This is a genomic window from Chelativorans salis (genome assembly GCF_025336525.1).
Classification (GTDB): domain Bacteria; phylum Pseudomonadota; class Alphaproteobacteria; order Rhizobiales; family Rhizobiaceae; genus Chelativorans; species Chelativorans salis.
On sequence record NZ_JAOCZP010000009.1, the window covers coordinates 178029 to 202319 of the forward strand.

At 63.0% G+C, this 24291-nt stretch carries 18 protein-coding genes and 1 pseudogene; 12 read left to right on the forward strand and 7 right to left on the reverse strand.

What is annotated here, in order from left to right; translation table 11 throughout:
- Positions 1-70: 70 nt before the first annotated feature.
- Positions 71-1369: an MFS transporter gene (locus N5A92_RS22825; RefSeq protein WP_260906565.1), complete on the reverse strand. Its 1299-nt coding sequence runs from the start codon at positions 1367-1369 to the stop codon at positions 71-73.
- Between the two features lie 309 nt (positions 1370-1678).
- Between N5A92_RS22825 and N5A92_RS22830 the strand changes: the two genes are divergently transcribed.
- The 4 genes from N5A92_RS22830 (at position 1679) to mprF (ending at position 6531) form a co-directional block, all read left to right on the forward strand.
- Entirely contained in the window at positions 1679-3070 is a 1392-nt protein-coding gene (locus N5A92_RS22830; RefSeq protein WP_260906567.1) for a sigma-54-dependent transcriptional regulator, read from the forward strand.
- A gap of 185 nt (positions 3071-3255) precedes the next feature.
- The gene (locus N5A92_RS22835) at positions 3256-3789 is read left to right on the forward strand and encodes a hypothetical protein (protein ID WP_260906568.1); all 534 of its coding nucleotides are present in this window, start codon (positions 3256-3258) and stop codon (positions 3787-3789) included.
- Positions 3790-3917: 128 nt separating this feature from the next.
- Positions 3918-4670 (forward strand): carbonic anhydrase, encoded by a 753-nt coding sequence (locus N5A92_RS22840; protein WP_260906569.1) that lies wholly within the window; start codon positions 3918-3920, stop codon positions 4668-4670.
- Between the two features lie 91 nt (positions 4671-4761).
- Positions 4762-6531: a bifunctional lysylphosphatidylglycerol flippase/synthetase MprF gene (mprF, locus tag N5A92_RS22845; RefSeq protein ID WP_260906570.1), complete on the forward strand. Its 1770-nt coding sequence runs from the start codon at positions 4762-4764 to the stop codon at positions 6529-6531.
- Positions 6532-6569: 38 nt separating this feature from the next.
- Here mprF and cyoD read toward each other — a convergent pair whose 3' ends face one another.
- From cyoD to N5A92_RS22870, 5 genes are all read right to left on the reverse strand, one after another.
- A complete protein-coding gene (cyoD, locus tag N5A92_RS22850) occupies positions 6570-6908 on the reverse strand; it encodes a cytochrome o ubiquinol oxidase subunit IV (protein WP_260906571.1) in 339 nt (112 codons plus the stop codon).
- Positions 6908-7522 (reverse strand): cytochrome o ubiquinol oxidase subunit III, encoded by a 615-nt coding sequence (gene cyoC / locus N5A92_RS22855; protein WP_260906572.1) that lies wholly within the window; start codon positions 7520-7522, stop codon positions 6908-6910. Before cyoC ends, cyoD begins: the two co-directional genes overlap by 1 nt.
- A 4-nt stretch (positions 7523-7526) precedes the next feature.
- The gene (gene cyoB, locus N5A92_RS22860; protein WP_260906573.1) at positions 7527-9500 is read right to left on the reverse strand and encodes a cytochrome o ubiquinol oxidase subunit I; all 1974 of its coding nucleotides are present in this window, start codon (positions 9498-9500) and stop codon (positions 7527-7529) included.
- 2 nt (positions 9501-9502) lie between these two features.
- Complete coding sequence (gene cyoA, locus N5A92_RS22865; RefSeq protein ID WP_260906574.1) at positions 9503-10351, reverse strand: ubiquinol oxidase subunit II; 849 nt, start codon at positions 10349-10351, stop codon at positions 9503-9505.
- 341 nt (positions 10352-10692) lie between these two features.
- Positions 10693-11133, reverse strand: a complete 441-nt coding sequence (locus N5A92_RS22870) for a hypothetical protein (RefSeq protein ID WP_260906575.1) — start codon at positions 11131-11133, stop codon at positions 10693-10695.
- A gap of 428 nt (positions 11134-11561) precedes the next feature.
- Between N5A92_RS22870 and gnd the strand changes: the two genes are divergently transcribed.
- The 4 genes and pseudogenes from gnd (at position 11562) to N5A92_RS22890 (ending at position 16628) form a co-directional block, all read left to right on the forward strand.
- Entirely contained in the window at positions 11562-12545 is a 984-nt protein-coding gene (gene gnd / locus N5A92_RS22875; RefSeq protein WP_260906577.1) for a phosphogluconate dehydrogenase (NAD(+)-dependent, decarboxylating), read from the forward strand.
- 2 nt (positions 12546-12547) lie between these two features.
- A complete protein-coding gene (gene zwf, locus N5A92_RS22880; protein ID WP_260906579.1) occupies positions 12548-14110 on the forward strand; it encodes a glucose-6-phosphate dehydrogenase in 1563 nt (520 codons plus the stop codon).
- A 97-nt stretch (positions 14111-14207) separates the two neighbouring features.
- A pseudogene (locus N5A92_RS22885) lies at positions 14208-14657 on the forward strand (gluconokinase); the annotation flags it as partial.
- A 165-nt stretch (positions 14658-14822) separates the two neighbouring features.
- On the forward strand, positions 14823-16628 hold the full coding sequence (locus N5A92_RS22890; RefSeq protein ID WP_260906621.1) for a glycoside hydrolase family 15 protein: 1806 nt from the start codon (positions 14823-14825) through the stop codon (positions 16626-16628).
- Positions 16629-16783: 155 nt separating this feature from the next.
- Here N5A92_RS22890 and N5A92_RS22895 read toward each other — a convergent pair whose 3' ends face one another.
- Positions 16784-17593, reverse strand: a complete 810-nt coding sequence (locus N5A92_RS22895) for a helix-turn-helix domain-containing protein (RefSeq protein ID WP_260906580.1) — start codon at positions 17591-17593, stop codon at positions 16784-16786.
- Between the two features lie 196 nt (positions 17594-17789).
- Here N5A92_RS22895 and N5A92_RS22900 point away from each other — a divergent pair, with 196 nt between their 5' ends.
- The 4 genes from N5A92_RS22900 to N5A92_RS22915 all read left to right on the forward strand — a co-directional run bounded on the left by N5A92_RS22900 (position 17790) and on the right by N5A92_RS22915 (position 24275).
- On the forward strand, positions 17790-19430 hold the full coding sequence (locus N5A92_RS22900; RefSeq protein ID WP_260906582.1) for a tannase/feruloyl esterase family alpha/beta hydrolase: 1641 nt from the start codon (positions 17790-17792) through the stop codon (positions 19428-19430).
- A gap of 181 nt (positions 19431-19611) precedes the next feature.
- A complete protein-coding gene (locus tag N5A92_RS22905; RefSeq protein ID WP_260906584.1) occupies positions 19612-21543 on the forward strand; it encodes a TRAP transporter permease in 1932 nt (643 codons plus the stop codon).
- A gap of 76 nt (positions 21544-21619) precedes the next feature.
- Complete coding sequence (locus N5A92_RS22910) at positions 21620-22642, forward strand: TAXI family TRAP transporter solute-binding subunit (RefSeq protein ID WP_260906586.1); 1023 nt, start codon at positions 21620-21622, stop codon at positions 22640-22642.
- 61 nt (positions 22643-22703) lie between these two features.
- Positions 22704-24275, forward strand: a complete 1572-nt coding sequence (locus N5A92_RS22915; protein WP_260906588.1) for an alkaline phosphatase family protein — start codon at positions 22704-22706, stop codon at positions 24273-24275.
- Positions 24276-24291: the final 16 nt, after the last annotated feature.

Here is a 24291-nt window from a genome sequence, read left to right on the forward strand (position 1 = left end):
GCCGAAATCAATCATCCTTCTTCCCGGGCTTGCGACCGCGGGTTGCCTGCGGGCGCATCCCGTCCTCCTGTTAATGGACATTTAGAGATCCGCCGGTGACGGCACTGGGCGGTGGCTTCGGTCGTCCGCTGTGAGGCTTGCCGGCCTCACGCCCTCTGCCGAAGGCGATCCCCTTCGCCTCGACGCCGAGGCCGGCCAGAAGCGCAACCACGATGGCAACGACGGCGATCACAAGGGCAAGTGCGAAGGCATAGTCGTTGCCGTAGTGCTCGGCGAGGCCGGCCTGCATGGTGGCGTTGGCGGAAGCGAGCAGATTGCCGAGCTGATAGGTAAAGCCGGGGAAGGTGCCGCGGATGTTGTCGGGCGACAGCTCGTTGAGATGGGCGGGGATGATGCCCCACGCGCCTTGGACGGCGAACTGCATGAGGAACGCGCCGGCCGCCAAAAGCACCGGCCCGGATGAATAGACCCACAACGGGATGACTGGCAGCGTAAGCAGCGCCGCAATAATGATGCCGCGCCGACGGCCGATCTTCTCCGACAGCATCCCGAAGGTGATGCCGCCGAGGATCGCTCCGATATTGTAGATAACGGCAATGGTGCCGACCGTGGTCGTGGAAAGGTTCCTCTGCACTTCGAGGAACGTTGGGTAAAGGTCCTGTGTGCCGTGGCTGAAGAAGTTGAAGGCGGTCATCAGAAGCACGGCATAGACGAAGAGACCGGCGTGCTCCCGAATCGTGGCCCATATCCTGCCCCGCTCTGCACTGTGCTGGCGCGCCAGGAAGACGGGGGATTCGTCCACCGTCGAGCGAATGTAGAACACGACGAGCGCCGGCAGCGCACCCAGCATGAACATGCCGCGCCAGCCGACGTACGGAAAAAGCAGGAAGAAGACGAGCGAAGCGACGAGATAGCCCGCCGGATAGCCCGCCTGCAGGAGGCCGGACACGAGCCCGCGCATTTTCGGCGGGATCGTCTCCATGGTCAGTGAGGCGCCCACGCCCCATTCGCCGCCCATGGCGATGCCGTAAAGAGCGCGCAGGACGATGAGCGCCGTGAGCGAGGGCGCGAAACCCGAAGCAAATTCAAGCGCCGAATAAAGCAGGATGTTGACCATCAGGGTCGGCCGCCGCCCGAACCGGTCGGCCACGTAGCCGAAGAGAAGCGCACCCACCGGTCGCATTGCGAGCGTGAGCGTGATGGCAATGGTGACGCTCGCAACGTCCGTGCCGAACTCGGTGGCGACGTACTTCAGGACGAAGACTAGAATGAAGAAGTCGAAAGCATCGAGCGTCCAGCCAAGGAAGCTTGCAACGACGGCGTTGCGCTGCTGCCTGGTGAGCGATCGCAGATCGGATAGGGCTGACACGGTTTTCTCCTCGCGGCGGGACGGTGATTTTCCGGCGAGGACAGCTCGACGTGCTCGCCAGTTTGCTTTGCAAAAACTGCGGTTCAAGAATCGGGCCAGAAGCGGCCCTCGCCGCCGAATGTGGCTGGCCATGAGCTAACCGGTTGTTCTTGCTTTCTTATCGAGAGCAGCGCCTAAGTCTCAACGTCTTTGAACTGAGCCTTGAGACGTGGTCGGAAACGCCGATCTGGTGGATTTCAACCACCGCTTGGTGGATATTGTTATAGACAATGTGTAAGCCGCCGCTCATGTCACGGGAGATGCCGTTCAATGGGCGAGGAATTACTGATCATCGAGGACGACACCATGCTCGGCATCGACCTCAAGCGCCATTTCGAGCGGGGTGGGCGCAGTACTCGACTGGTCCGCAGGCTGCGCGATGCGGAGCCTTACGTCTATGGGCCCGGCTACGAGGGATTGGTCGTCCTGTCCGACCTGCATCTGCCGGACGGCAACGCGCTTGACCTCCTCGAGCGTGCCCGCGAGGAAGGCGACAAGCGCGAGTGGATCTTCCTCACCGGCTTGGGCGAGGCGCCTGACGCTGAAAGGGCCAGGCGGCTCGGCGCCTTCGACTTCCTGACCAAACCCATGGACCGCGACCGGCTCGACCGCATCCTCGCCGCAGCCTATCGCGGGGCGCGGGCGCAGCGGCGTCTCGCCGACGAGACACAACAGCGGCAGGGCCGTTACAGCCCCTCGGCCTTCATCGGCCGCAGCAAGGCGGCAGCACGCGTGCGCGACACGCTCACACGGCTCTGCCAGGTGCCGCTGAGCGGGATCGTCATTGTCGGTGAGACGGGATCAGGCAAGGGCCTTGCCGCGCGGATCCTCCACCACAGCGGCCCGCGCGCCGGCGGCCCGCTCGTCGAGGTGAATTGCGCAGCCCTGCCGCGCGAGCTCCTGGAATCTGAACTCTTCGGCCATGAGGCCGGCGCGTTTACCGGCGCCAAGGGCAGCCATCGCGGCCTGATGGAGCAGGCGCACGAGGGAACACTGTTCCTCGACGAGATCGGCGAGCTTCATCTCGACCTTCAGGCGAAGCTTCTGAAGGCGCTGGAAGACAAGGCCATCCGCCGCCTCGGCGGCGAGCGGCTGATCCCCGTGGACGTGCAGATCATCACGGCGACGAACCGAAACCTGCGCGACCTAACGGCAGAGAAGGCATTCCGCGAGGACCTCTACCACCGGCTCGGCGTCTTTCAGCTCGAGCTGCCACCGCTGCGTGCTCGCAAGGAGGATCTGGACGCGCTCGTCGAAGAGCTGATCCGCGAGTTCAATGCCGTTTCCGGCAAGCATGTGACGCGCGTGCCCGAGGCCGCGCGCGAGCGTCTTGCCGCTTATGATTGGCCGGGCAATGTGCGCGAGCTGCGCAACGTGATGGAGCGCTCCGTGCTTCTGTCCATGGGCGAAGAACTGCCGACCGAATGGCTGCAGATCCGACCGGGCCACGCCGCGCCGGTGGCTGAATCAGGCGATTCCGTCCGCCTGCCCCTGGATGGCTCGATGAGCTTCGACGCCATGGAGAAGCTGATCATCGAGGCGGCGCTTCAGCGCGACGGGAACAACGTCATGGCGACAGCCCGCCGGCTCGGCATGACGCGCGAGACGCTGCGATACCGCATGGCGCGGCACGGGTTGCAAAGGACCGCTTCACGCGCATAGCGCGGCTGATTTCGCCCACCAGCGAGGTGCATTTCCCCCAACCCAGGCTCCATGCCTGTCGGGCACGGCTGGAATTTTCCTTTCACTGCCAATGATTTGCGCGGCTGGCCCGAGGCTTGCAAAGAGCCAAGCGAGCAGCATCGCAGCTGCTTTGCCGCTGTACCAAAGGCAAAAAGGAGAAAGTCATGCCCAAGACAGCCACAGCCAAGGAAGACGCCATCATCGCCGTGTTCGAGAGCCATGAGAAGGCGGAAGAGATCATTAAGGACCTCCAGCGGTCGGGCTTCGACATGAAGAAGCTGTCGATCGTCGGCAAGGGCTATCATAGCGAGGAGCAGCCCGTCGGCTTCTACACGACGGGCGAGCGGGTGAAGTTTTGGGGCGGCACCGGCCTGTTGTGGGGTGGCCTGTGGGGCATGCTCGTCAGCGCCGCCTTCTTTTGGGTGCCGGGCATCGGTCCGCTTGCGGTGGGCGGACCGCTCGTCAGCATCCTCGTTGGCGCGCTCGAGGGCGCAGTCGTGGTCGGCGGCTTCTCGGCCATGGGAGCGGCGCTCTACAGCCTCGGCGTGTCGAAGGAGAGCATCATCCAGTACGAGATGGCCCTCAAGGCCGACAAATTCCTCGTGATCGCCCATGGCGACGCAAACGAGATCGAGCGGGCCCGCAGCATCATGGAGCGGCTCAACGCTACATCGGCGCAGGTTCTGAAGGCCGCGTAGCGTTGGGCCTTCCAAGGCCAAGCCCCGCGTACTCCCCTCCGGCGCGGGGCCTGGCCCCGGTCGCCCCTCGCACAGGGCGACCTCCAGTCAAAGCCAAGAACACGAATTCCATCAAGGAGCAAAACCACATGTATCGTCGTCATCTGCTCAAAGGGTTCATCGCGCTCGGCGCCTGCCCCATCTGCGCGCAGGCAGCCCGGGCGGCAAGCGGCCATTGGGGCTATGAGGGTCAGGAAGGCCCGGCACACTGGGCCGATCTGGACTCGAGCAACTTCGTGTGTTCCGGCGGCACACGGCAATCGCCGATCGATATCGCCAGCGCCGTCAGGGCCGACATTCCGCGCATCGCCGTCGGCTGGAAGAAGGGCCGCGGGACGATGGTGAACAACGGCCATACGATCCAGATCAACGTGCCGGAAGGCAGCACGCTGAGGCTCGGCGACCGTGTCTACGAACTGCTGCAGTTCCACTTCCATGCGCCGAGTGAGCATCACGTGGATGGCACGACGTTCCCCATGGAGGCGCACTTCGTGCATGCGGATGCCAGAACCGATGCGCTCGGCGTGCTCGGCGTCTTCCTGAAACCCGGGCAAGCCAATGCCAGCTTCGCCGGCCTTGCCGCCGCTTTCCCCGCGCAAAAAGGCGAGGAAGTCGAGGTCGAAGATGTCGATCCCAACGGACTCCTGCCGGCCTCGCTCGGCTACTGGACCTATAGAGGATCCCTGACGACGCCACCCTGTTCCGAGGGCGTCGATTGGATGGTGGCAATGGAGCCGGTCGAGGTGGACGCGGCGGATATCAAACGCTTCACCAAACTCTACCCGATGAACGCCCGACCGATCCGCTCGCCTAACCGGCGCTTCATTCTGAGTCTCGGCTGAGCCTGCGCCTTCAGCCGAAATCAGTGCTGAATCCGGCAGAAATGCTCTGCGGCGAAGGACGTTCTGCGTTTCGCCGGCTGGGAGGCAGGTTATGAAAGAGCATTCCAAGCTGGAAGATTTTGTCGGCCCCGCCGCCCGGTCTCTACTGCGGATCATGGAGTTGGGTGGCCTTGGGCCGGTCATCGGGGCCGCCGTGCACGGCACGGCGGCCCCGGCGATCCATCGCCTTTCGGGCGGGCTTCACACGGCTTCGGGAAAGACGCTCGCTTTAGCGCGCAGGATCGTTCCTCCGCTTGCCGCGATTCTCGTCTTCTTCGGCGGGGCCGTCCTACTGCTATCCGGCGATCTGCCTGCCGAAGGCGCTCGCGTGAGCGTGCTGCGCGATTTCCTCCCCCTCCCCTTCGCCGAGGCCTCGCACATGCTGGCGAGCATCATCGGCCTGCTGCTCATCGTGCTTGCGCGCGGGCTCTATGCCCGCATCGCGCTCGCCAGGAGTGTGGCCATCCTCCTGCTTGTTGCGGGAGCGGCCTTTTCGCTCGCCAAGGGGCTCGACTGGGAGGAAGCCGGCATCCTTCTCGCCATCGCTACGATGCTGGCCGGCTACAGAAGCGCCTTCTATCGCAAGGGCGACTGGCGCGCCTTTCGCCCGACGCCCGTCTGGCTAGGGCTCATCGCCGTCACCCTGATTTCACTAACGTTCGTGGGATTCCTGGCCTACCGCAGTGTCGAATATAGCCAAAACCTGTGGTGGGCCTTCGCCTGGCACGGCGATGCGCCACGCTTCCTACGGGCCACACTCGCGTTCGCCGTCGTTGCGAGTGCGATCGCAGCCGACGCGCTGATCAACCGGCCGGTGCAGGGCAGGATCGGCCGCGTGCGGATCCCTCCCCCGGTGCGGCAGCTTTTGGCAAGATGCCCGCAGGCGCAGCCCAACGTCGCGCTCCTCGGCGACAAGAGGTTTTTGGTGGCCGAGGACGAGAGTGCGTTCCTCATGTACGGCATTTCCGGCCGAAGCTGGATCACGATGGGCGATCCGGTGGGCGAGGCGGAAGCGGGGCGCCGTCTCATCTGGCGGTTCGCCGAGGAAGCCAACAAGGCGGGTGCGCGCGCCGTCTTCTATGCCGTCCGGCCGGACATGCTGCCGGTCTACCTCGATTTCGGCCTTGCCATCCTGAAGATCGGTGAAGTCGCACGGGTCGATCTTTCAACCTTCACGCTCGAAGGACACGACCGGCAGGATTTCCGCTATGCCGATCGCAGAGCGAGCCGGGAAGGCCTTGACTTCGAAATCCTGCCTAGGGCCGAGGTACGCGCCGCCCTGCCGCAGCTGAGGGCGGTCTCGGACGCCTGGCTCGCTACCAAAATCGGCAGGGAGAAAAGTTTCTCGCTCGGCCGCTTCGACAGCGCCTATCTCTGCGAGTTCGACTGCGCCGTCATGCGCAGTGAGGGCGAGATCGTCGCCTTTGCCAATCTATGGCGCAGCGCCGGCCGCGACGAGCTTTCGATCGACCTCATGCGCTATAGGCCGGGCGTCTCCAAAGTCATGATGGATGCACTGTTTGCGCGTCTGCTGATCTACGGCAGGGATGAAGGCTATCGCTGGTTCAATCTGGGCGCCGCCCCGCTGGCCGGTCTCGCCGACCATCCGCTTGCCTCGACCTGGAACCGGCTCGGCACCTTCATATACCGCCGTGGTGACGAGTTCTTCGACTTCGAGGGGCTCAGGGCTTTCAAGCAGAAGTTCGGCCCAGTCTGGATCCCGCAATACATCGCCTGTCCTAGCGGGCTCGCTGTGCCGCGGGTCCTGTTCGACGTCGCCAGCCTGATCTCCGGCAATCCAGTCGGCATTCTCCGGCGGTGATGTTCTTTTCCTGAAGGGGCCTCAGGAGTCCGGCACCGTCAGCCATCCACACTCATCCACGGCATCATGTGCTGATCGAGCTCGTGGATGACCCAAGTCGAACCGACCACGATTACCAGAACGAACAGGCTCGCCAGGACCAGCGCGATCAGGCTCCACCGCCCCTCCACCGAGCCGTTGACGTGGAGAAAACAGCGCAGGTGCACACCGATCTGCACACCCGCAAGCGCCAGAACGGCGACGAGGAGAACAGGCGCCGGCGCCGCCTCGGCCTTGACCAGCCAGAAGGCAGTGATGGTAAGCGCAAGGGAGAGCAAGAAGCCCGTGAAATAGGAGCGGAGACTCCCGCGCCCGGCACTGGTCTCTATGCGGTCCATTACATTACTCCCCATAGATAGACGGTGGTGAATACACCCACCCAGACGATGTCGAGAAAGTGCCAGAACAGGCTAAAGCACATGAGCCGCGTTTCGTTGGTCTCTGTCAGGCCGTTCCGCACCACGAGAACCATGAGCACCGTTACCCAGACGAGACCGGCGGTCACGTGCAGGCCATGCGTACCCACCAGGGTGAAAAAGCCTGTCAGGAACGCGCTGCTGTCAGGCCCTGCCCCATCTGCAATCAATCCATGGAACTCATAAAGCTCCATGCCGATGAAGGCGAAGCCCAGAAGAAAGGTGACCGCTAGCCAGGCGACCACGCCGCCTTTGCTCCCTCTGGGTATGGCCAGCGTGGCGAGCCCGCAGGTGAAACTGCTGACAAGCAGAAGGAACGTCTCGACGAGGGCATAGGGGAGATCGAACAGTTCCCTGCCCGTCTGGCCGCCGGCGACGGCGTTGCTCAGCACCACATATGTGGCAAACAGCGCCGCGAACAAAATGCAGTCGCTCATGAGGTAAATCCAGAAGCCCAGGAGCGTCGTGGACCGCGTGTCGTGGTCCTCTTGCAGATCCAGGCCCGCCGATGGAGTGATCAGGATACTTTGTTGCATCGGTTCATTCCTGCCAGACGAGTTGGCGGAAGTGGCGTACCTCAGCGCGCGTGACCTCCTCGGCGGGCACGTTGTAGCCGTGATCGGCGTTCCATGAGTGGGCGATAGTTGCGCCGATGATCGCGGCGGCTGCGACGATCGCCAGCCACCAGATGTGCCAGACGAGCGCGAAGCCCAAGGCAACACTGAAGGCGCTGATGAAAAAGCCGGTGCCCGTATTGTTCGGCATGTGGATCGGCTGGAAGGTAGTGGGCTCGCGGCGAATGTCTTCCTGCTTCATACGCCACCAGGCATCACGTGCGCGGATGACGGGCAGTTCGGCGAAATTATAGGTGGGCGGCGGAGAAGCCGTCGCCCACTCCAGCGTGCGCCCATCCCAGGGGTCGCCCGTGACGTCGCGGTTTTCCTCACGTTTCCTGATGCTGACGACGAGCTGCGCGATCTGGAAGACGATGCCCGCCAGGACCACCGCCGCGCCGACAGCGGCAAGGATCAGCCAAGGCTGCCATGCCGGATTGTCGTAGTGGTTAAGCCGCCGGGTCATGCCCAGGAAGCCGAGCACGTAGAGTGGCATGAAGGCGAGATAAAAGCCGACAAACCAGCAGCCGAAAGCCCAGCGGCCGAGCCGCTCGTCGAGGCAGAAGCCCGTCGCCTTCGGGAACCAGTAGGCAAACCCGGCGAAGCAGCCGAAGACGACGCCACCGATAATAACGTTGTGGAAATGGGCAACCAGGAACAGGCTGTTATGCAGCACGAAATCCGCCGGCGGGATCGACATCAGAACGCCGGTCATGCCGCCGAGGGTGAAGGTGATGATGAAACCTACGGTCCATAGCATCGGCGTGGCGAAGCGGATGCGCCCCCGGTACATGGTGAACAGCCAGTTGAAGAGCTTCACGCCCGTCGGGATCGAGATAACCATTGTCGTGATGCCGAAGAAGGCATTCACGTCACCGCCGGCGCCCATGGTGAAGAAGTGGTGCACCCAAACCAGGAAGGAGAGCACGGTGATGGCAACCGTGGCGTAGACGATGGAGTTGTAGCCGAAAAGCGGCTTTGCGCTGAAGGTGGCCACGACCTCCGAATAGACACCGAAGAGCGGCAGGATGAGGATGTAGACCTCGGGATGGCCCCAGGTCCAGATGAGGTTCACATACATCATGGCGTTGCCGCCGAGATCATTGGTGAAGAAGTGCATGCCGAGATAGCGGTCAAGCGCAAGCATCCCGAGCGTGGCAGTCAGCACCGGAAAGGCGGCGACGATCAGCACATTGGTGCACAGCGAGGCCCAGGTGAAGATGGGCATGCGCATGAGGCTCATGCCCGGCGCGCGCATCTTAAGGATGGTGGCGATCATGTTGACGCCGAAGAGCAGCGTGCCCACACCTGCGATCTGCAGGGACCAGATGTAGTAGTCGACGCCCACGTCGGGGCTATAGGCGAGCTCCGACAGCGGCGGATAGGCAAGCCAGCCGGTGCGGGCGAAGGAGCCGATGGCGAGCGACATGTTGATGAGAAGCGCACCCGCCGCCGTCAGCCAAAAGCTTAAGTTGTTGAGATAGGGAAAGGCGACGTCGCGCGCCCCGATCTGCAAGGGCACGACGAAGTTCATCAGCCCAACGATGAAGGGCATGGCCATGAAGAAGATCATGATCACGCCGTGGGCGGTGAATATCTGGTCGTAATGTTCAGGCGGCAGGTAGCCTGGCGAGTCCGCGGAGGCGAGCGCGAGCTGGGTGCGCATCATGGCGGCGTCAATGAAGCCGCGCAAAAGCATGACCTGCGCCAGTATGACGTACATCACGCCGAGCCGCTTATGATCGACGGAGGTCAGCCACTCCGACCAGATGTAGCCCCACTTTCCGAACCAAGTGATCATGGCCAGCACGGCCGCAACGAGAACGGTCATGAAACCAACCCCGCCCATGATGATGGGGTTGGTGTAGGGAATTGCCGAAAGCGTGAGTTCGCCCAGCATTGCTACCTCTTCATCTCGGAGGACTGACATGGATCGGCCGCGGCAAGGCAGCCGTGAAGGATCGCCTGGAAAAGATGCGGGTCGGCCGAGGAATAATATGTTGCCGCCGCGCTCCGGCTCGGCTGTTCCAGTGCCCGGTAGGCCTCGACCTCGAGCGGCCTCTTCGACCGCCTGGCATCCTCCACCCATCGGTCGAAATCCGTCGGGGACATCGCCCGTGCCCTGAACTTCATGTCTGAGAAGCCGGCGCCGCTGTAATTGGCGGAGATGCCTTCATAGCTACCGGCCTCTCCCGCAACGAGACTGAGCCGCGTTTCCATGCCGGCCATGGCGTAGACCTGGCTGCCCAGCTCGGGGATGAAGAAGGAATTCATCACCGAGCCGGAGGTGATCCGGAAATCGACCGGGGTATCCACGGGGAACGCGATCTCGTTGATCGTCGCGATGTTCAGCTCGGGATAGATGAACAACCACTTCCAATTAAGCGCGACGACGTCGATCGTGACCGGCTCAGCCGCCGAGGCGATCGGGCGATAAGGATCGAGCCGGTGCGCCGAGATCCAAGTCAGCGTGGCAAGTGCTGCGATGATGGCGCAGGGGACGAGCCAGACGACGGCCTCGACCCTTGTCGATTGGGCCCATTCCGGCGTGTAGGTCGCGTCCCTGTTCGACGCCCTGTACCTCCAGGCGAAGGCGACCGCCATGCAGATCACCGGAAGGACGACGATCAGCATGATTGCGGTTGCAAACAGGATGATCGAGCGCTCGTCGGCTCCGATCTGTCCCTTCGGATCAAGCACGCCGCCGCTGCAACCGCCAAGGAGGAGACAGACACCGACGGCAAGCGACACCGGTGCAGCCCGACAAACTGAGACGCGCGGGAGGCGAGAAGGAGACGCTGGTCGGAAAAGCGGCGCAGGCATTCTCACGCTCCTGGCTGGCGACGGGATATCAACGTCTTTCCCAAGCAGGCCGCGTGCCAGGCAGGAACCTATTGAAGATGCTGTGCTTTCGCGCTTGAAAGCTGAAGACGTGGGTGGATTTCCACCACCCTTGGTGGTTGCAAACCGCCTATCGATCTTGCGGCCTCGCTGGGGGAGGCCGGAACCCAAAACGCAGTGCCACGAGCCCGTGCAAGAATGCAGCCCCGGATTGCCGGAGCTGCATTCTTGGTCCGCCGGGGAAGCCGCGCCTAGCCTGCGACCTCGAAGCGGGGAGCAGGCAGATCATTGTGCCTGCTCGGGCCGAAGCCGTCCGCCGCCGACCAAGCGGCCGGCTTGACGGCCATGGCGTGGGAGCCCTGTTCCCCGCGCTTGCTCTTGATGCTGGCGGTCACCGCCCCGTCAACCGGGCTTGGAATTTCAAAGCTGGGTGCCGTCAGGTCGTTGCGTTGGGTCGGGCCGAAGCCGTCCGCCGCAGACCAGCCAACCCGCCTGGCGATGACGGCGTGGGACCCACTCTCGCTCTGGACATTGGCGGCCACCGTCCGGTCGACAGGATTTGCAACTTCAAAGCTGGGCGCCGTCAGATCGCTCTGTTCGCTCGGACGGAAGCCGTTGGAAGCGTCGAAGGCGAATGCGTTGCCCGCACCGAGAATGGCGAGCACTGAGGTGAGAACAAGAAGCTTACGCATGATAGAACTCCAATCTCTCGAGTTAGCGCGAGGAGGGAGGAACCTCGCTGCCATTCTCACGTGGGTGTTGATGCTGCTGCCGATAAGGGTGACGACTACACGAGATTGTGAGGAGGGCTAACACACTAATTTTGCAGCATTAAACGGCGCAGGCTCCCAAAAATGGATGGCGCTGGACACCTCAGCAGCAGGCGACGTCGGGGGCCGGTGGTGGGTGATTTGCACCTATCTGGTGGAGTACCACCAACAATATCAGCCGCCTACCCTCGCAAGCCAAGTGCGCCGAGGGTGGCACGGGGCTTGCTGGCTCTTAGATGTATGCGCCGCAGTATGAAAAACGGCATTAGACCTATCGGCTTAATGGAAGCGACACTCAGCCAAGGCAACCTGTCCGGACGGCGAGCCAGCGATGACCCAGGAGAAGAAACATGCAGCTTGGAATTATCGGTCTCGGACGCATGGGCGCGAATATCACCCGTCGCCTTGGTCGTGCCGGCCACCAATGCGTCGTCTATGACCGCAATACCGACGCCGTGCGTGCACTCGCCGGCGAAGGCGCCCGAGCCGCCCCAAGTCTCGAAGACGTCGTCGGCACGTTGGAAGCCCCGCGCGCCGTCTGGGTTATGCTCCCCGCCGGCGAGGCGACCGAGGGAACCATCCAGCGTCTCGGCGAAGTCATGACCGCTGGAGACATCGTCATCGACGGCGGAAACACCTTCTACAAGGACGACATTCGCCGTGCCGCAGCACTCAAGCCCAAAGGCATCCGCTATGTCGATGTCGGCACGTCGGGCGGCGTGTGGGGGCTGGAGCGCGGCTATTGCCTGATGATCGGCGGCGAGAAACAGGCGGTCGAGCACCTCGACCCGATCTTCGCCGCGCTTGCTCCAGGCCAGGGCAGTATCGAGCGCACGCCAGGACGGGACGACCGCGACCCACGTCCCGAAAAGGGCTATCTTCACGCCGGCCCGGTGGGCTCCGGGCATTTCGTCAAGATGGTTCACAACGGCATCGAATACGGCTTGATGCAGGCCTATGCCGAAGGATTCGATATCTTGAAGTCCCGCGCCGCAGAAACGCTGCCGGAGGACGAGCGCTACGAACTCGACCTGGCCGACATTGCCGAGGTCTGGCGCCGCGGCAGCGTCGTTTCCTCCTGGCTGCTCGACCTCAGCGCCATGGCGCTGGCCGAGGACGAGGCGCTGTCCGGCTTCTCCGGCGCGGTCTCCGATTCCGGCGAGGGACGGTGGACCGTCATGGCGGCAATTGAAGAAGAAGTTCCCGCCGAGGTTCTGTCGGCCGCGCTCTACGCCCGCTTCCGCTCGCGCAAGGAGCACACTTTTGCAGAGCGGTTGCTTTCAGCAATGCGCTTCAAGTTCGGCGGCCACGTCGAACGTCCTTCCGGAGGATGATCATGAGCATTCCTGTCTCCCGCCGCTCTCTTCCCGCCGATGCGACGCCGGCGCCGGCGAGTACACTCGTCATCTTCGGCGCTTCCGGCGACCTGACGAAACGGCTGCTGATGCCGGCGCTATACAATCTCGCAAGAGAAAAGGGCCTCGATCCGGAATTCCGGATCATCGGCGTGGACCATGTCGAGCGCAGCGAAGAGGAATTTCGCACCTACCTGACCGACTCCATGCACGCGCTCGTCAAGGAAGGAGGCGGCGAGTTCGAGGCTACTTCGCTCGACGCCGAGGCGTGGGACTGGATTGCAACGCGTGTCGGCTACCTTACGGGCGATTTCGAGGATCCGAAGACCTATCGCCGTCTTGGCGAGCGGTTGGCAGGAAGCGCAAAGGCGGGCGGCCAAGCCAACGCCGTCTTCTATCTCGCCACCGCACCACGCTTCTTCGGCACGGTGATCGAGCACCTCGGCACCGCCGGTCTCACGCAGGAGACGGATCAGGGTTTCCGGCGCATCGTCGTCGAAAAGCCCTTCGGCACCGACCTCGCCTCTGCCCAGGCACTCAACCGCGGCATCCTCAAGGTCGCCGACGAAAGCCAGCTCTACCGGATCGACCATTTCCTGGGGAAGGAGACGGTGCAGAACATCATGGTGCTGCGCTTTGCCAACGGCATCTTCGAGCCGATCTGGAACCGCGATCATATCGACCATGTGCAGATCACCGCCGCCGAGACGGTGGGTGTCGAGGGGCGTGGCGGTTTCTATGACGCCACCGGTGCGCTGAGGGACATGGTGCCCAACCATATGTTCCAACTTCTCGCAATGACAGCCATGGAGGCGCCGAACTCCTTCGACGCGGACGCCGTGCGAACGGAGAAGGCGAAGGTGATCGAGGCCGTGCGCCGTTGGTCGCCGGAGGAGGCGATCGAGAATTCGGTACGCGGGCAGTACGACGCCGGCAAGGTTCGCGGCCGCCCCGTAAAGTCCTATCGGCAGGAACCGGACGTCTCGCCCAAGAGCGACACTGAAACTTATGTCGCGCTCAAGCTGATGATCGACAACTGGCGCTGGTCGGGCGTGCCATTCTACATCAGGACAGGCAAGTCGATGGCGGCGCGGCGCACCGAGATCGCCATCCAATTCAAGCAGACACCAGATATCCTCTTCCGCGGCACACCAAACGGCAGGCTCGCTCCGAACGTCATTGTTTTCCGCATTCAGCCGAAAGAAGGCGTGTCGCTACGTTTTGCAGCCAAGGTGCCCGGCCGCACCGTGCGGCTCGGCGAGGTGAATATGGACTTCCGCTACTCGGATTATTTCGAAGCGGAGCCGACCACCGGCTACGAGACACTGATCTATGATTGCCTGATCGGGGATCCGACGCTGTTCCAGCGCGCCGACAATATCGAGGCGGGCTGGGCTGCGGTCCAGCCATTCCTGGATGCTTGGGCAGCGGGCAAGAACAACGTGCACCTTTATAGATCCGGCGGCAGCGGTCCATCGGAGGCAGATGCACTCATGAAGCGCGACGGTCGCGGCTGGCTGCCTCTCGACGCCGACGCTGGGTGAAGAAGGGATATGAAATATGGTGGAGATAAGCGAGACCACGACCGGCAAACCTGCGATTGAAGCGCCCCTCGTCCAGCCGCATTCCGTCCTTGTCGTGATGGGCGTTTCCGGCGCAGGTAAGACGACCGTCGGCAGGGCGTTGGCCGCAAGGCTCGGCTGGCCCTTTGAGGAAGGCGACGATTTTCATCCTCCCGCGAACGTTGCCAAGATGCACACCGGGATTCCGCTTGCTGACAACGATCGCTGGCCATGGCTGGAAAAGATCGCAGCCGCAATCGACGAGTGGCGGTATGCGGGTCGCAGCGGCATCATCGCCTGCTCGGCCCTGAAGCGGAGTTATCGCGATCTCCTTTCGGCCGGGCGGCCGGAGGTCCGGTTCGTCTATTTGAAAGGTGACGAACAGCTGATTGCCGCACGTCTTGCCGCCCGCAAGGGCCATTTTATGCCAGCCGGCCTGCTCGCCAGCCAGTTCGCGGCGCTGGAGGTCCCCTCCCCCGACGAACCCGTGATATCGGTCGACATCGCTTCGCCCATGGACGTCATCGTTGCTCAAGTTGTTCGCGAACTGGAGCCGGAGCAACAGGACGATGCGACTGTTCGGGCGGGCGAGCGCGGCCGACACCCGACGATACCGGATGGCGGTCGGAGGCTTGAACACCGGCAACCTTCCGCCGGAACCTCTCCCACCAGCAAACCGGATCAGCCACTCCCGATCGAGGACTATGCGTTGATCGGAGATTGCGCCACGTCCGCACTCGTCGGCCGCAATGGCTCGATCGACTGGCTATGCTGGCCCCGTTTCGACAGCAGCGCCTGCTTCGCGGCCCTGCTCGGGAACTCGCAGCACGGGCGCTGGCGCATCAGCCCCGCCGACCCGGCGGCTCGCGCTAACCGCGCCTATCGCGACGGCACTATGGTGCTGGAAACGATATTCGAGACCGCCGAAGGCCAGGTGGCGCTCATCGACTTCATGGCTGCCGGTCAGCCGAACTCCTCAGTCGTCAGGCTTCTAGAAGGGCGTTCCGGCAAGGTCACCATGCGCTTCGATCTCCGGCTGCGCTTTGACTACGGCGCATCCGTGCCATGGGTCACCCGGCTTGAAGACGGCTCGGGTTTGAGCGCCGTCGCAGGGCCGAACGCCGTCACCTTGCGCACACCGGTTAAGCTGCGCGGCGAAAATCTTGCCACCGTGGCCGAGTTCAGCATCGCCGAGGGCGAATGCATCCCCTTCGTGCTGACCTACGGGCCTTCCCATCTGCCTCCGCCACCTGCCCTCGACTGGCAGGCGGCAGTTCGGGAGACGGAGGCTTTCTGGCGCGATTGGTGCCGGCAGTGCACCTATGAAGGCGCCTGGAAGGCGCCGGTGCAGCGTTCCCTGCTGACGCTTAAGGCGCTGACCTACGCCGCCACCGGCGGCATCGTCGCCGCACCCACCACTTCGCTTCCCGAGCAGATCGGCGGCCCGCGCAATTGGGATTACCGCTATTGCTGGCTGCGCGACGCAACCTTGACGCTGATCGCGCTCATGTCGGCCGGCTATGTCGAAGAGGCACGGGCCTGGCGCGAATGGCTCATGCGCAGCGCCGCTGGCAGCCCTGAACAGATACAGATCATGTACGGCGTGGCAGGCGAGCGGCAGTTGAACGAATGGCAGGTGCCATGGCTACCCGGCTACCAGGAATCGAGCCCCGTACGCATCGGCAACGCAGCCTCCAATCAGATGCAGCTCGACGTCTATGGCGAGCTCCTCGATGCCCTCCACCAGGCGCGCAATCACGGCCTGGCACCGGCCCCGTCCGGCTGGGCCCTGCAGGAAGCGCTGATCGAGCATCTGGAGACGGTCTGGCAAGAGCCCGACGAGGGCATCTGGGAAGTAAGAGGCGAAGCGCGCCACTTCACCTATTCCAAGGTGATGGCCTGGGTGGCGCTCGACCGGGCGCTGCGTGACGCAGAGCGCTTCAAGCTTAAAGCACCCGTCGAGCGCTGGCGCACGCTGCGCGACCGCATGCATAAAACCATCTGCGAACAAGGCTTCAACAGTCGCCTCAACGCCTTCACGCAGAGCTTCGGCAGCGATGAACTCGACGCCAGTCTTCTCCTGATCCCGATCGTCGGCTTCCTGCCGCCCGAGGATCCACGGGTTGTCGGCACGGTCGCGGCGATCGAGCGCGAGCTCGTGGTGGATGGCTTCGTCCTGCGTTACCGGACGCAGCAGGGCGTGGACGGCCTGCCGCCTGGGGAGGGTGCTTTCCTGCCTTGCAGCTTCTGGCTTGCCGACAACTATGCCCTGCAGGGCCGCGATGCCGAGGCCCGTGCGCTGTTCGAACGTCTGCTGGCCCTTCGCAACGACGTCGGCCTGCTTGCGGAGGAATACGATCTGCGCCTTGGCCGACAGGTTGGCAACTTCCCGCAGGCCTTCTCCCATCTTGCGCTGGTGGGCACGGCACTGAATCTGCATGACATCGGCCCGGCGCAGAAACGCCGCCACGGCGCCGGTGCGGCGGTCGTTCGAGACTGACGCGGGCTGTGAATGCATAAGGTGGGAAAGCTCCACCTGCAGCGCTTGATTAGAACCGCCTCGGGTCCTCAGGATGCCGAAAAACCATCCCGTTCCTGTAGTCGGGGCAAGAGCAGGCAATTCATCCACAGCAGGCGCCACCGGCCCGAGTACTGCTAAAGAACTGGCTCCGGAATTCTGTCGAAGCGCGGTGCCAGCGCTTCGTTGATGTCACGTGCAGCGGCGTTGAGTTTGCCGAGATATCTTGCAGCGAACTCCCTCTCGCCGAGCGCGCTGCTGACCCAGGTGAGGTTCACCGCACCGATGGCTTCGCCCCTGACCATGATCGGTCGCGCGATTGCGCTGACGTCCGCCTCGCGACGGTGCGTGATGTAGTAGCCGCGCATCCGCGTGGCGTAACCCTGGCCGACCGTCTCCTTCAGAAGGGCTTCGACTGCCTCGGAGTCTCTCGCCATCGCGTCGGCCCGGCGGCCCCGCTCGACCAGCCGTTTCAGGATGGCGTTGCGTCTTTCCGGTCGGCTCCACGCCAGCACCGCACGTCCCATCGCCGACGGCAGAACATGGATTTCAGCGCTCAGCACATCGCGGTTCAGCAGAAACGGCGATAGACGGCGTGTCGTCTCCTGAACATGTATGGCGCCGTCTTCATATATGCCGAGGTCGGACGGCCAGAGCACAACGCTGCACAGCCTGTCGAGAATCGGCGCCGCCACCTCGGCGACCACCGCCTTCCATCCGCTTTCGGCGTTCGGAACGGTTCGCACGGTGTGATGATAGAGCTGATCGCCGATGCCGCGGCGCACATAACCCTCCTGCTCAAGCGTCAGCAGCACCCGGAGCAATGTCGGCTTGGAAAGGCCTGTTCTGGCCGCCAGTTCGTAAAGCGCCGCGGGACCGTCGGCCTCCAGACTGCGCATGACCGCCAGGCCACGCGAAAGCGCGCGGATCGTCTTCACTCCGCTCATACGTTCATCCAGACCTCTCTCCCTAACCGTAACGTCTTTTTTAACCCGATCGTTACACTAGATGAAACGCAATTCCGTTTGACCTTGGCCTCGCCAGCAAATGCGGCAGGCTTTTACCGCGCATGCTGACGGCACGTGCGGGGAAGAGGAACGCCGTGGCCGCCTGTCGACAGACGCACTGCGAGGGAGGAACCCTATGAAAGATCATATCCGATGCGGCGTCGCACTCGGCCTTGCTTCGGCGTTGGCGGTCATCGCGATCCCGGGCATTGCCTTTGGGGCGTGCGAGGATGTTTCCGCCGCCGCGCCTGCCGGCGTGACGATTACGGAGGCTACCCGGACTGTGGCCAACGACGAGGTGCCGATCGATCATTGCCTGGTGCGCGGAGTGATGGACGAGCGGACGGGCAGCGATGGCAGAGACTATGCGCTGCGCTTCGAATTGCGTCTGCCCGACGAATGGCAAGGTCGTTTCCTGCACCAGTTCAACGGCGGCAATGACGGCAAAGTGGTGCCGGCGATCGGCGCCAATACCGGCATCGCGGGCGATAAGCCTGCACTGGCGCGTGGCTTCGCCGTCGTCTCATCCGATGCAGGCCATGACGGCGAAGCCTTTCCTGAGTATGGACTTGCCGGCGGGAATGCCTTCGGCCACGATTTCGAGGCGCGAAGGGACTATGGCTACGATGCCGTGGCGACGCTGCATCCAGTCGCGCTGAAACTGGTTGAAAGCTATTACCGCCGGCCCGCAGACTACGTCTACGGTGCTGGCAACTCGAATGGCGGGCGTCATGCGATGGTCGCTGCCGTGCGCCTGCCCGACGCGTTTGACGGTCTTCTGGCGGGCTATCCCGGCTTCAATCTGCCGAAATCTGCGCTTCAGGGTCCGATGGAGATCCGCGCCTTTCTCTCGGTTGAAGACAAGCTTGCCGATGCGTTCAGCCGCGAAGAGCTGGACATCGTGTCCGATGCGATAACGGCGGCCTGCGACGGGCTGGACGGGCTGGAGGACGGAGTGATTTTCGCTGCACATGCCTGTCAGAGCACATTCGAGCCCGGCACGATGACTTGTGCTGACGGCCAGAACACGGCCTGCCTCTCCGCCGAAAAGGTGGCGGTACTGGAAAAGATCCATGCCGGTCCGATCAACAGCGCTGGCGAGCAGCTCTACAACAGCTGGTATTGGGATGCGGGCATCAACAGCAAAAACTGGCGGTTGTGGAAACTCGAAAGCCCGATCCCGCCGTGGGGCCGAATGCCGATCCGCGCGATCATGGGTGCCGGCTCGGTTGCGCAAATCTTCACAACCCCGCCCACGAAGGTGGGCGGCACACCGGATGAGCTACTCGCCTTCCTGTATGACTTCGACCTCGATACGCAGGCCGACATGATCTATGCCACGACCGAGGAGTTTCCCGAAAGCGCGATGGAGCTCATGACACCGCCGGGCGCGGACAACCCCACGCTCGGGGGGCTGGAAAAAGCCGGAGTTAAGATGATCGTCTTCCATGGCGTGTCCGACCCCATCTTTTCGGCGAAGGATACCGCCGATTGGTATGAACGGGTGATCTCGAACAACCCGAATGCCGACGGTTTCCTGCGCTACTATGAGGTACCTGGGATGCCGCATGGCCAAGGCGGCAATGCGCCTGACGAATTCGATATGCTGGGGGCGCTAATCGCATGGGTCGAAGACGGCAAGGCCCCCAGCGCAATTACCGCACAGTTCCGCTCGGACAATCCGGAAATCGATCAGCAGAACGCGGGGGCCGAACGCCCGTTGTGCCCATATCCGCAACATGCCTTGTTCAGCGGCGGTGAATTCGCTTGTAACTGACAGCCGTCAAGCGGTTCTGCGGCTCTGGCGTCCAGTCCGGCTGCAGCCTCCGCACGCCAATGTTTTTTCGGACCCATCGTTACACCAGGTGAAACGCAATTCTGTTTGAGCTTGGCCTCGCCGGCAAATGCGACAAACTGGCGAGCGGCGTGCAGGGAGGCACGTTCGGGAGGAAACTGGAGTGAACGACACGGCGAAGCGCCATGCGGGCGAGCGGTTTGCGGGCATTCTGGCCGCGGCCTCCGCTACACTGCTGGCGTTGCTTGGCGTCTACATCGCGGGTTTCGGCCTTTTCGACGAGACCGTGCTGCGCGTAGGCGTCTATGCCCTTGCCGCCTTTGTCCTCATCCTGGAAGCTGCAAAGTTTCGTTTCGCTGACGGCCCGGCGCGCCGGTGGTGGTGGCTTGCGGACGCGGCACTGCTGCTGTGCCTGGCAATCTCTACGCAGCGTTATTTCGCCATTGGTGAAGAACTCGAGATCGGCCTCTATTTCTTCACGACGCTGGATGTACTGATCGGCCTTGCCGGCCTTGCGGTGCTCATCGTGCTGACGGGGCGCGCATTCGGGCCGCCGCTGGTCGTGGTCTGCATTCTCGCCCTCATATACGGTCTCTTCGGGGAGTATCTGCCGTGGATCTTCCAGCACGGCGGATACAGCCTCGAACAGGTCATGCAGGTCGTCTGGTACTCATTCGACGGCGTCTTCGGCGGACCGGTTTCGGTCGTCGTCACCCTCATTCTCGTCTTCGTCGTCTTCGGTGTCCTCCTGGAAGGCATTGGCGCCGGGCCGGTGCTATTGAAATTCGCCTTTGTCGCCACTGGGCGCTCCCGCGGCGGCCCTGCGCATGCTGCGATCGTGGCGAGCGGCATCTTCGGCACAATGTCCGGTTCGGTCTCCGGCAATGTGGTCGGTACCGGCGTCATGACGATCCCCATGATCGTCAAGCGTGGCCTGCCGGCCCGCTACGCCGGCGGCATCGAGGCGGCAGCGTCGTCGGGCGGGCAATTCATGCCGCCGATCATGGGCGCCGTCGCCTTCATCATGTCCGACGTCACCGGCATTCCCTATCTCACAATCTGCGCCGCCGCGCTTCTGCCTGCTCTGTTCTACTACGGGTCACTGTTCGTGGCGGTGCATCTGGAAACAGTAAAACGCGGCATCAAGCCCATCCCGGCAGCCGAACGCCCAAAACTCACCCGGCACGACTGGCTGATGTCGCTGTGCTTCGTGCTGCCGCTGGCGCTGGTCGTCGTCATCATGCTTTCGGGCCGCTCGCCGGCGCTGGCCGGATTCTGGGCGGTGATCACGACCGTCGTGCTGGGCCTTGTCATCAATCCGGATCTGCGCCGGCATCCGCGCCGGCTGATCGACGCGCTCGAACAGGGCGGCTACGCCGCCGCCCGGATCGTCATCGCCGTCGGCGCCATTGGGATCGTCATTGGCATCATGAACATGACCGGCCTGGGGCTGCGCTTTGCCGGCATCATGCAGACGCTCGCCGGCAATTCGCTCTTCCTGTCGCTGGTCATGATGATGCTGGGATCGCTGATCCTCGGCATGGGAATGCCGACGGTGCCGGCCTATCTCATCATCGTCCTGGTCATGGGGCCGGCCATCGAGATGATGGGCGTGCCGACGCTGACCGCCCATCTCTTCGTCGTCTATTTCGGCGTGCTATCGTCGATCACGCCGCCGGTCGCCATCGCCGCATTCGCCGCCGCATCTATTGCCCGGGCCAATCCCATCGCCATCGGCATCGACGCCTGCCGGGTCGCACTGATCGGTTTCATCATCCCCTTCGTTTTGATCTACAACCCGTCCCTTTCGCTCGTTATCGATTTCACGGCGGAGGGTTTCGTCTGGGTATGCCTGAGGTTGGGGCTCGCTATCTGGCTCTTGAGCACCGGCATGTCGGGTTACGCCGCCGCCCGGCTGCCATTGTGGCAAAGGCTGGCGCGCGTGGCGCTGGGCGTCGCAGTACTGCTCCCCGAACTCTGGCTCGAGATCGGCGCAACCGCCATCGCGATGGCCGTCGCCGGCTTGGATTTCTTGCGCCGGCAGGGGATCGAAGTGCTCCCCACGGCCGGCAGCACGACCGCGGAGAAAAGATAAGAACGGGCCTTTCAAGCCCGGCACCAAGGCCGCCAACGGTCAGGGCCACGCGCCCGCAACGACAGGAGGAAACAAAATGGCATTCTTCAAGAAAGCAATCGCCGTAACAGCTGGGCTCGCTGCCCTTGCGCTGGCGACGACTGTCGGAGCCAAGGATTTTTACCGGCTTGCGACGCTGGGACCGGGTTCCTCGCCCTATCTGGTCATGAGCACGTTCGCCCAGCTCGTGAACGAGCAACTTCCCGACGCGGAAATCCAGGTGAACGCCACCGGCGCGGCGACACAACACGCGCTCGAGGCGGCAAAAGGCGACCTCGATTTCTTCATGTGGTCGGCCAGCGTGCACGATTTCATGGGCAAGGGTGCTGCGATGTATGCCAATATCCCGCAGGCGCCGGAGCTGTCCGAGAACCTGCGAGCTGTATTCGCCTTCCCGCTCGGCCTCTACCACATCACGACCTATGCGGATTCCGGCATCGAAACGCTGGATGACATCAAGGGCAAGAAGGTCTTTCTCGGCCCTCCCGGCGGCGGCGCGACCACCATCATGCAACGCGTGGTGGAAGGCGCGACGGGCTACAAGACCAATGAGGACTTCGAATATGTGCAGCTCGGTTGGGATGCGGCCGCGCAGGCCTTCCAGGATGGGCGCATAGACGTCTACATCAACTCCACCAACGCCCCGAGCCCAATCATCCAGCAGATGGCGCTGTCGCGAAAGATCCGCTTCCTCGGCCTTACCGAAGAGCAGATGGCAAAGCCGGAAGTGGCGGCTATTCTCAATCGTCCGGGCGGCACGCTGGGCGTCATCGAGCCCGGCACCTATGGCGACAATCAGGTCAATACGGAGCCGGTGCAAACGCTCGGCTCGACCGTGGGTGTCGGCACGGGCAAGCACATGTCCGAGGATGCTGTCTACGCTGTCACCAAGGCTTTCTGGACGGGTTGGGAAAAGGCCTCGGCGGCGACGCCATGGCTGCGCAAGGTGACTCTCGAGGGTGCGTTCACCGACCTGAACCTGCCGCTGCATGCGGGGGCAGCGCGCTATTACGAGGAGACCGGCATGGATATCCCCGAAGCGATCCAGCCGGTCGACTGACACCGTCTGAAGGGAGGGCACCTGCCCTCCCGCCCCTACCGAGCAAAGACGTTCCCGCCTCATGTCCGAAGTCAAGAACATCCTCTTCATCATGGCCGACCAGCTGCGCGCTGACTATCTGTCTTGCTACGGCCACCCGCATCTGAAGACGCCGAATATCGATGCACTGGCGGCGCGCGGCGTGCGCTTTACCCGCGCCTATGTGCAGGCTCCCGTCTGCGGCCCTTCCAGAATGAGCTTCTACACCGGCCGCTACGTCAGCTCGCACGGTTCCACCTACAATGGCGTACCGCTGCGCATCGGTGAGATGACGATCGGGGATCATTTGCGCCCGCTCGGCATGCGCGTGGCTCTCGTGGGCAAGACGCACATGACCGAGGACAGAAAGGGAATGCAGCGTCTCGGCGTCACCCGCGACACGATCGAGGGTGTATTTGCCGCCGAATGCGGCTTCGAACCTTACGAGCGCGACGACGGGCTATGGCCGGACGAAGTCAATCCCAGGGATCTCGCTTATAACCGCTACCTGCGCGAACAGGGCTACAATGTCGATAATCCCTGGCATGAATTCGCCAATGCCGGACGCGGCGCGGACGGCAAGATTCTTTCCGGCTGGCTGATGCGCAATGCGCGCCTTCCCGCTGCGGTCAAGGAGGAGCATTCCGAAACCGCCTACATGACTGACCGAGCCATGGACTTCATCGCCGAGGCCGGCGACACGCCATGGTGCCTGCATCTCAGCTATATCAAGCCCCACTGGCCATACATCGCGCCAGCGCCCTATCACGACATGTATGGACCAGGCGACGTCCTGCCGGCAAACAGGACCGAAGCCGAACGCGAGAACGCGCATCCGGTCGTTGCTGCCTTCATGGAGCACGAGGAAAGCCAAAATTTCGCGCGCGACAACGTGCGCGAAGCGGTCATTCCCGCCTATATGGGCCTGATCAGGCAACTGGACGACCATCTCGGGCGGCTGTTCGCCTTTCTCGACGAGCGCGGGCTGACGGAAAATACCATGATCGTCTTCACCTCCGACCATGGCGACTATCTCGGAGACCATTGGCTCGGCGAGAAGGAGCTGTTCCACGAGGAGAGCGTGCGCATTCCGCTCATCGTCTGTGACCCTGACAGCCGAGCGGACGGCACGCGTGGAAGTGTGAACGGCCGGCTTGTCGAGGCGATCGACCTGGCCCCGACCTTCATTGAAGCGATGGGCGGCGAAGTGCCCGAACATATCCTGGAAGGCCGGTCGCTGCTCGGGCTGACAAGGGGAGAAAGGCGGGAGTGGCGCAACGCCGCAGTTTCTGAATGCGACTACGCCTTCCGCCGGGCGCGGCAGGAGCTCGACCGCACGCCAGGCAATGCGCGCGCCTGGATGCTGCGCACGGAACGGTGGAAATATGTCGAATATGATGGATTCCGCCCGCAGCTTTTCGATCTTGAGAACGATCCGCGCGAGCACAACGATCTGGGCGACGACCCCGACTACCAGCCGATCCGCGAGGAGATGCATGAGCGCCTGTTCGACTGGATGCGAAGCCGCCGCATGCGCGTCACCATCTCCGACGAGGAGGTCGAGCAGCGCACCGATACACACAAGAAACGAGGCTTCCTGTTCGGCGTCTGGTAGTGCAGCGGTAGGAACA

Coding starts and splice junctions, on each gene's coding strand:
- N5A92_RS22830 (WP_260906567.1), top strand. CDS start 1,679: ATGGGCGAGGAATTACTGATCATCGAGGACGACACCATGCTCGGCATC.
- N5A92_RS22835 (WP_260906568.1), top strand. CDS start 3,256: ATGCCCAAGACAGCCACAGCCAAGGAAGACGCCATCATCGCCGTGTTC.
- N5A92_RS22840 (WP_260906569.1), top strand. CDS start 3,918: ATGTATCGTCGTCATCTGCTCAAAGGGTTCATCGCGCTCGGCGCCTGC.
- mprF (WP_260906570.1), top strand. CDS start 4,762: ATGAAAGAGCATTCCAAGCTGGAAGATTTTGTCGGCCCCGCCGCCCGG.
- cyoD (WP_260906571.1), bottom strand. CDS start 6,908: ATGGACCGCATAGAGACCAGTGCCGGGCGCGGGAGTCTCCGCTCCTAT.
- cyoC (WP_260906572.1), bottom strand. CDS start 7,522: ATGCAACAAAGTATCCTGATCACTCCATCGGCGGGCCTGGATCTGCAA.
- cyoB (WP_260906573.1), bottom strand. CDS start 9,500: ATGCTGGGCGAACTCACGCTTTCGGCAATTCCCTACACCAACCCCATC.
- N5A92_RS22870 (WP_260906575.1), bottom strand. CDS start 11,133: ATGCGTAAGCTTCTTGTTCTCACCTCAGTGCTCGCCATTCTCGGTGCG.
- gnd (WP_260906577.1), top strand. CDS start 11,562: ATGCAGCTTGGAATTATCGGTCTCGGACGCATGGGCGCGAATATCACC.
- zwf (WP_260906579.1), top strand. CDS start 12,548: ATGAGCATTCCTGTCTCCCGCCGCTCTCTTCCCGCCGATGCGACGCCG.
- N5A92_RS22895 (WP_260906580.1), bottom strand. CDS start 17,593: ATGAGCGGAGTGAAGACGATCCGCGCGCTTTCGCGTGGCCTGGCGGTC.
- N5A92_RS22900 (WP_260906582.1), top strand. CDS start 17,790: ATGAAAGATCATATCCGATGCGGCGTCGCACTCGGCCTTGCTTCGGCG.
- N5A92_RS22910 (WP_260906586.1), top strand. CDS start 21,620: ATGGCATTCTTCAAGAAAGCAATCGCCGTAACAGCTGGGCTCGCTGCC.
- N5A92_RS22915 (WP_260906588.1), top strand. CDS start 22,704: ATGTCCGAAGTCAAGAACATCCTCTTCATCATGGCCGACCAGCTGCGC.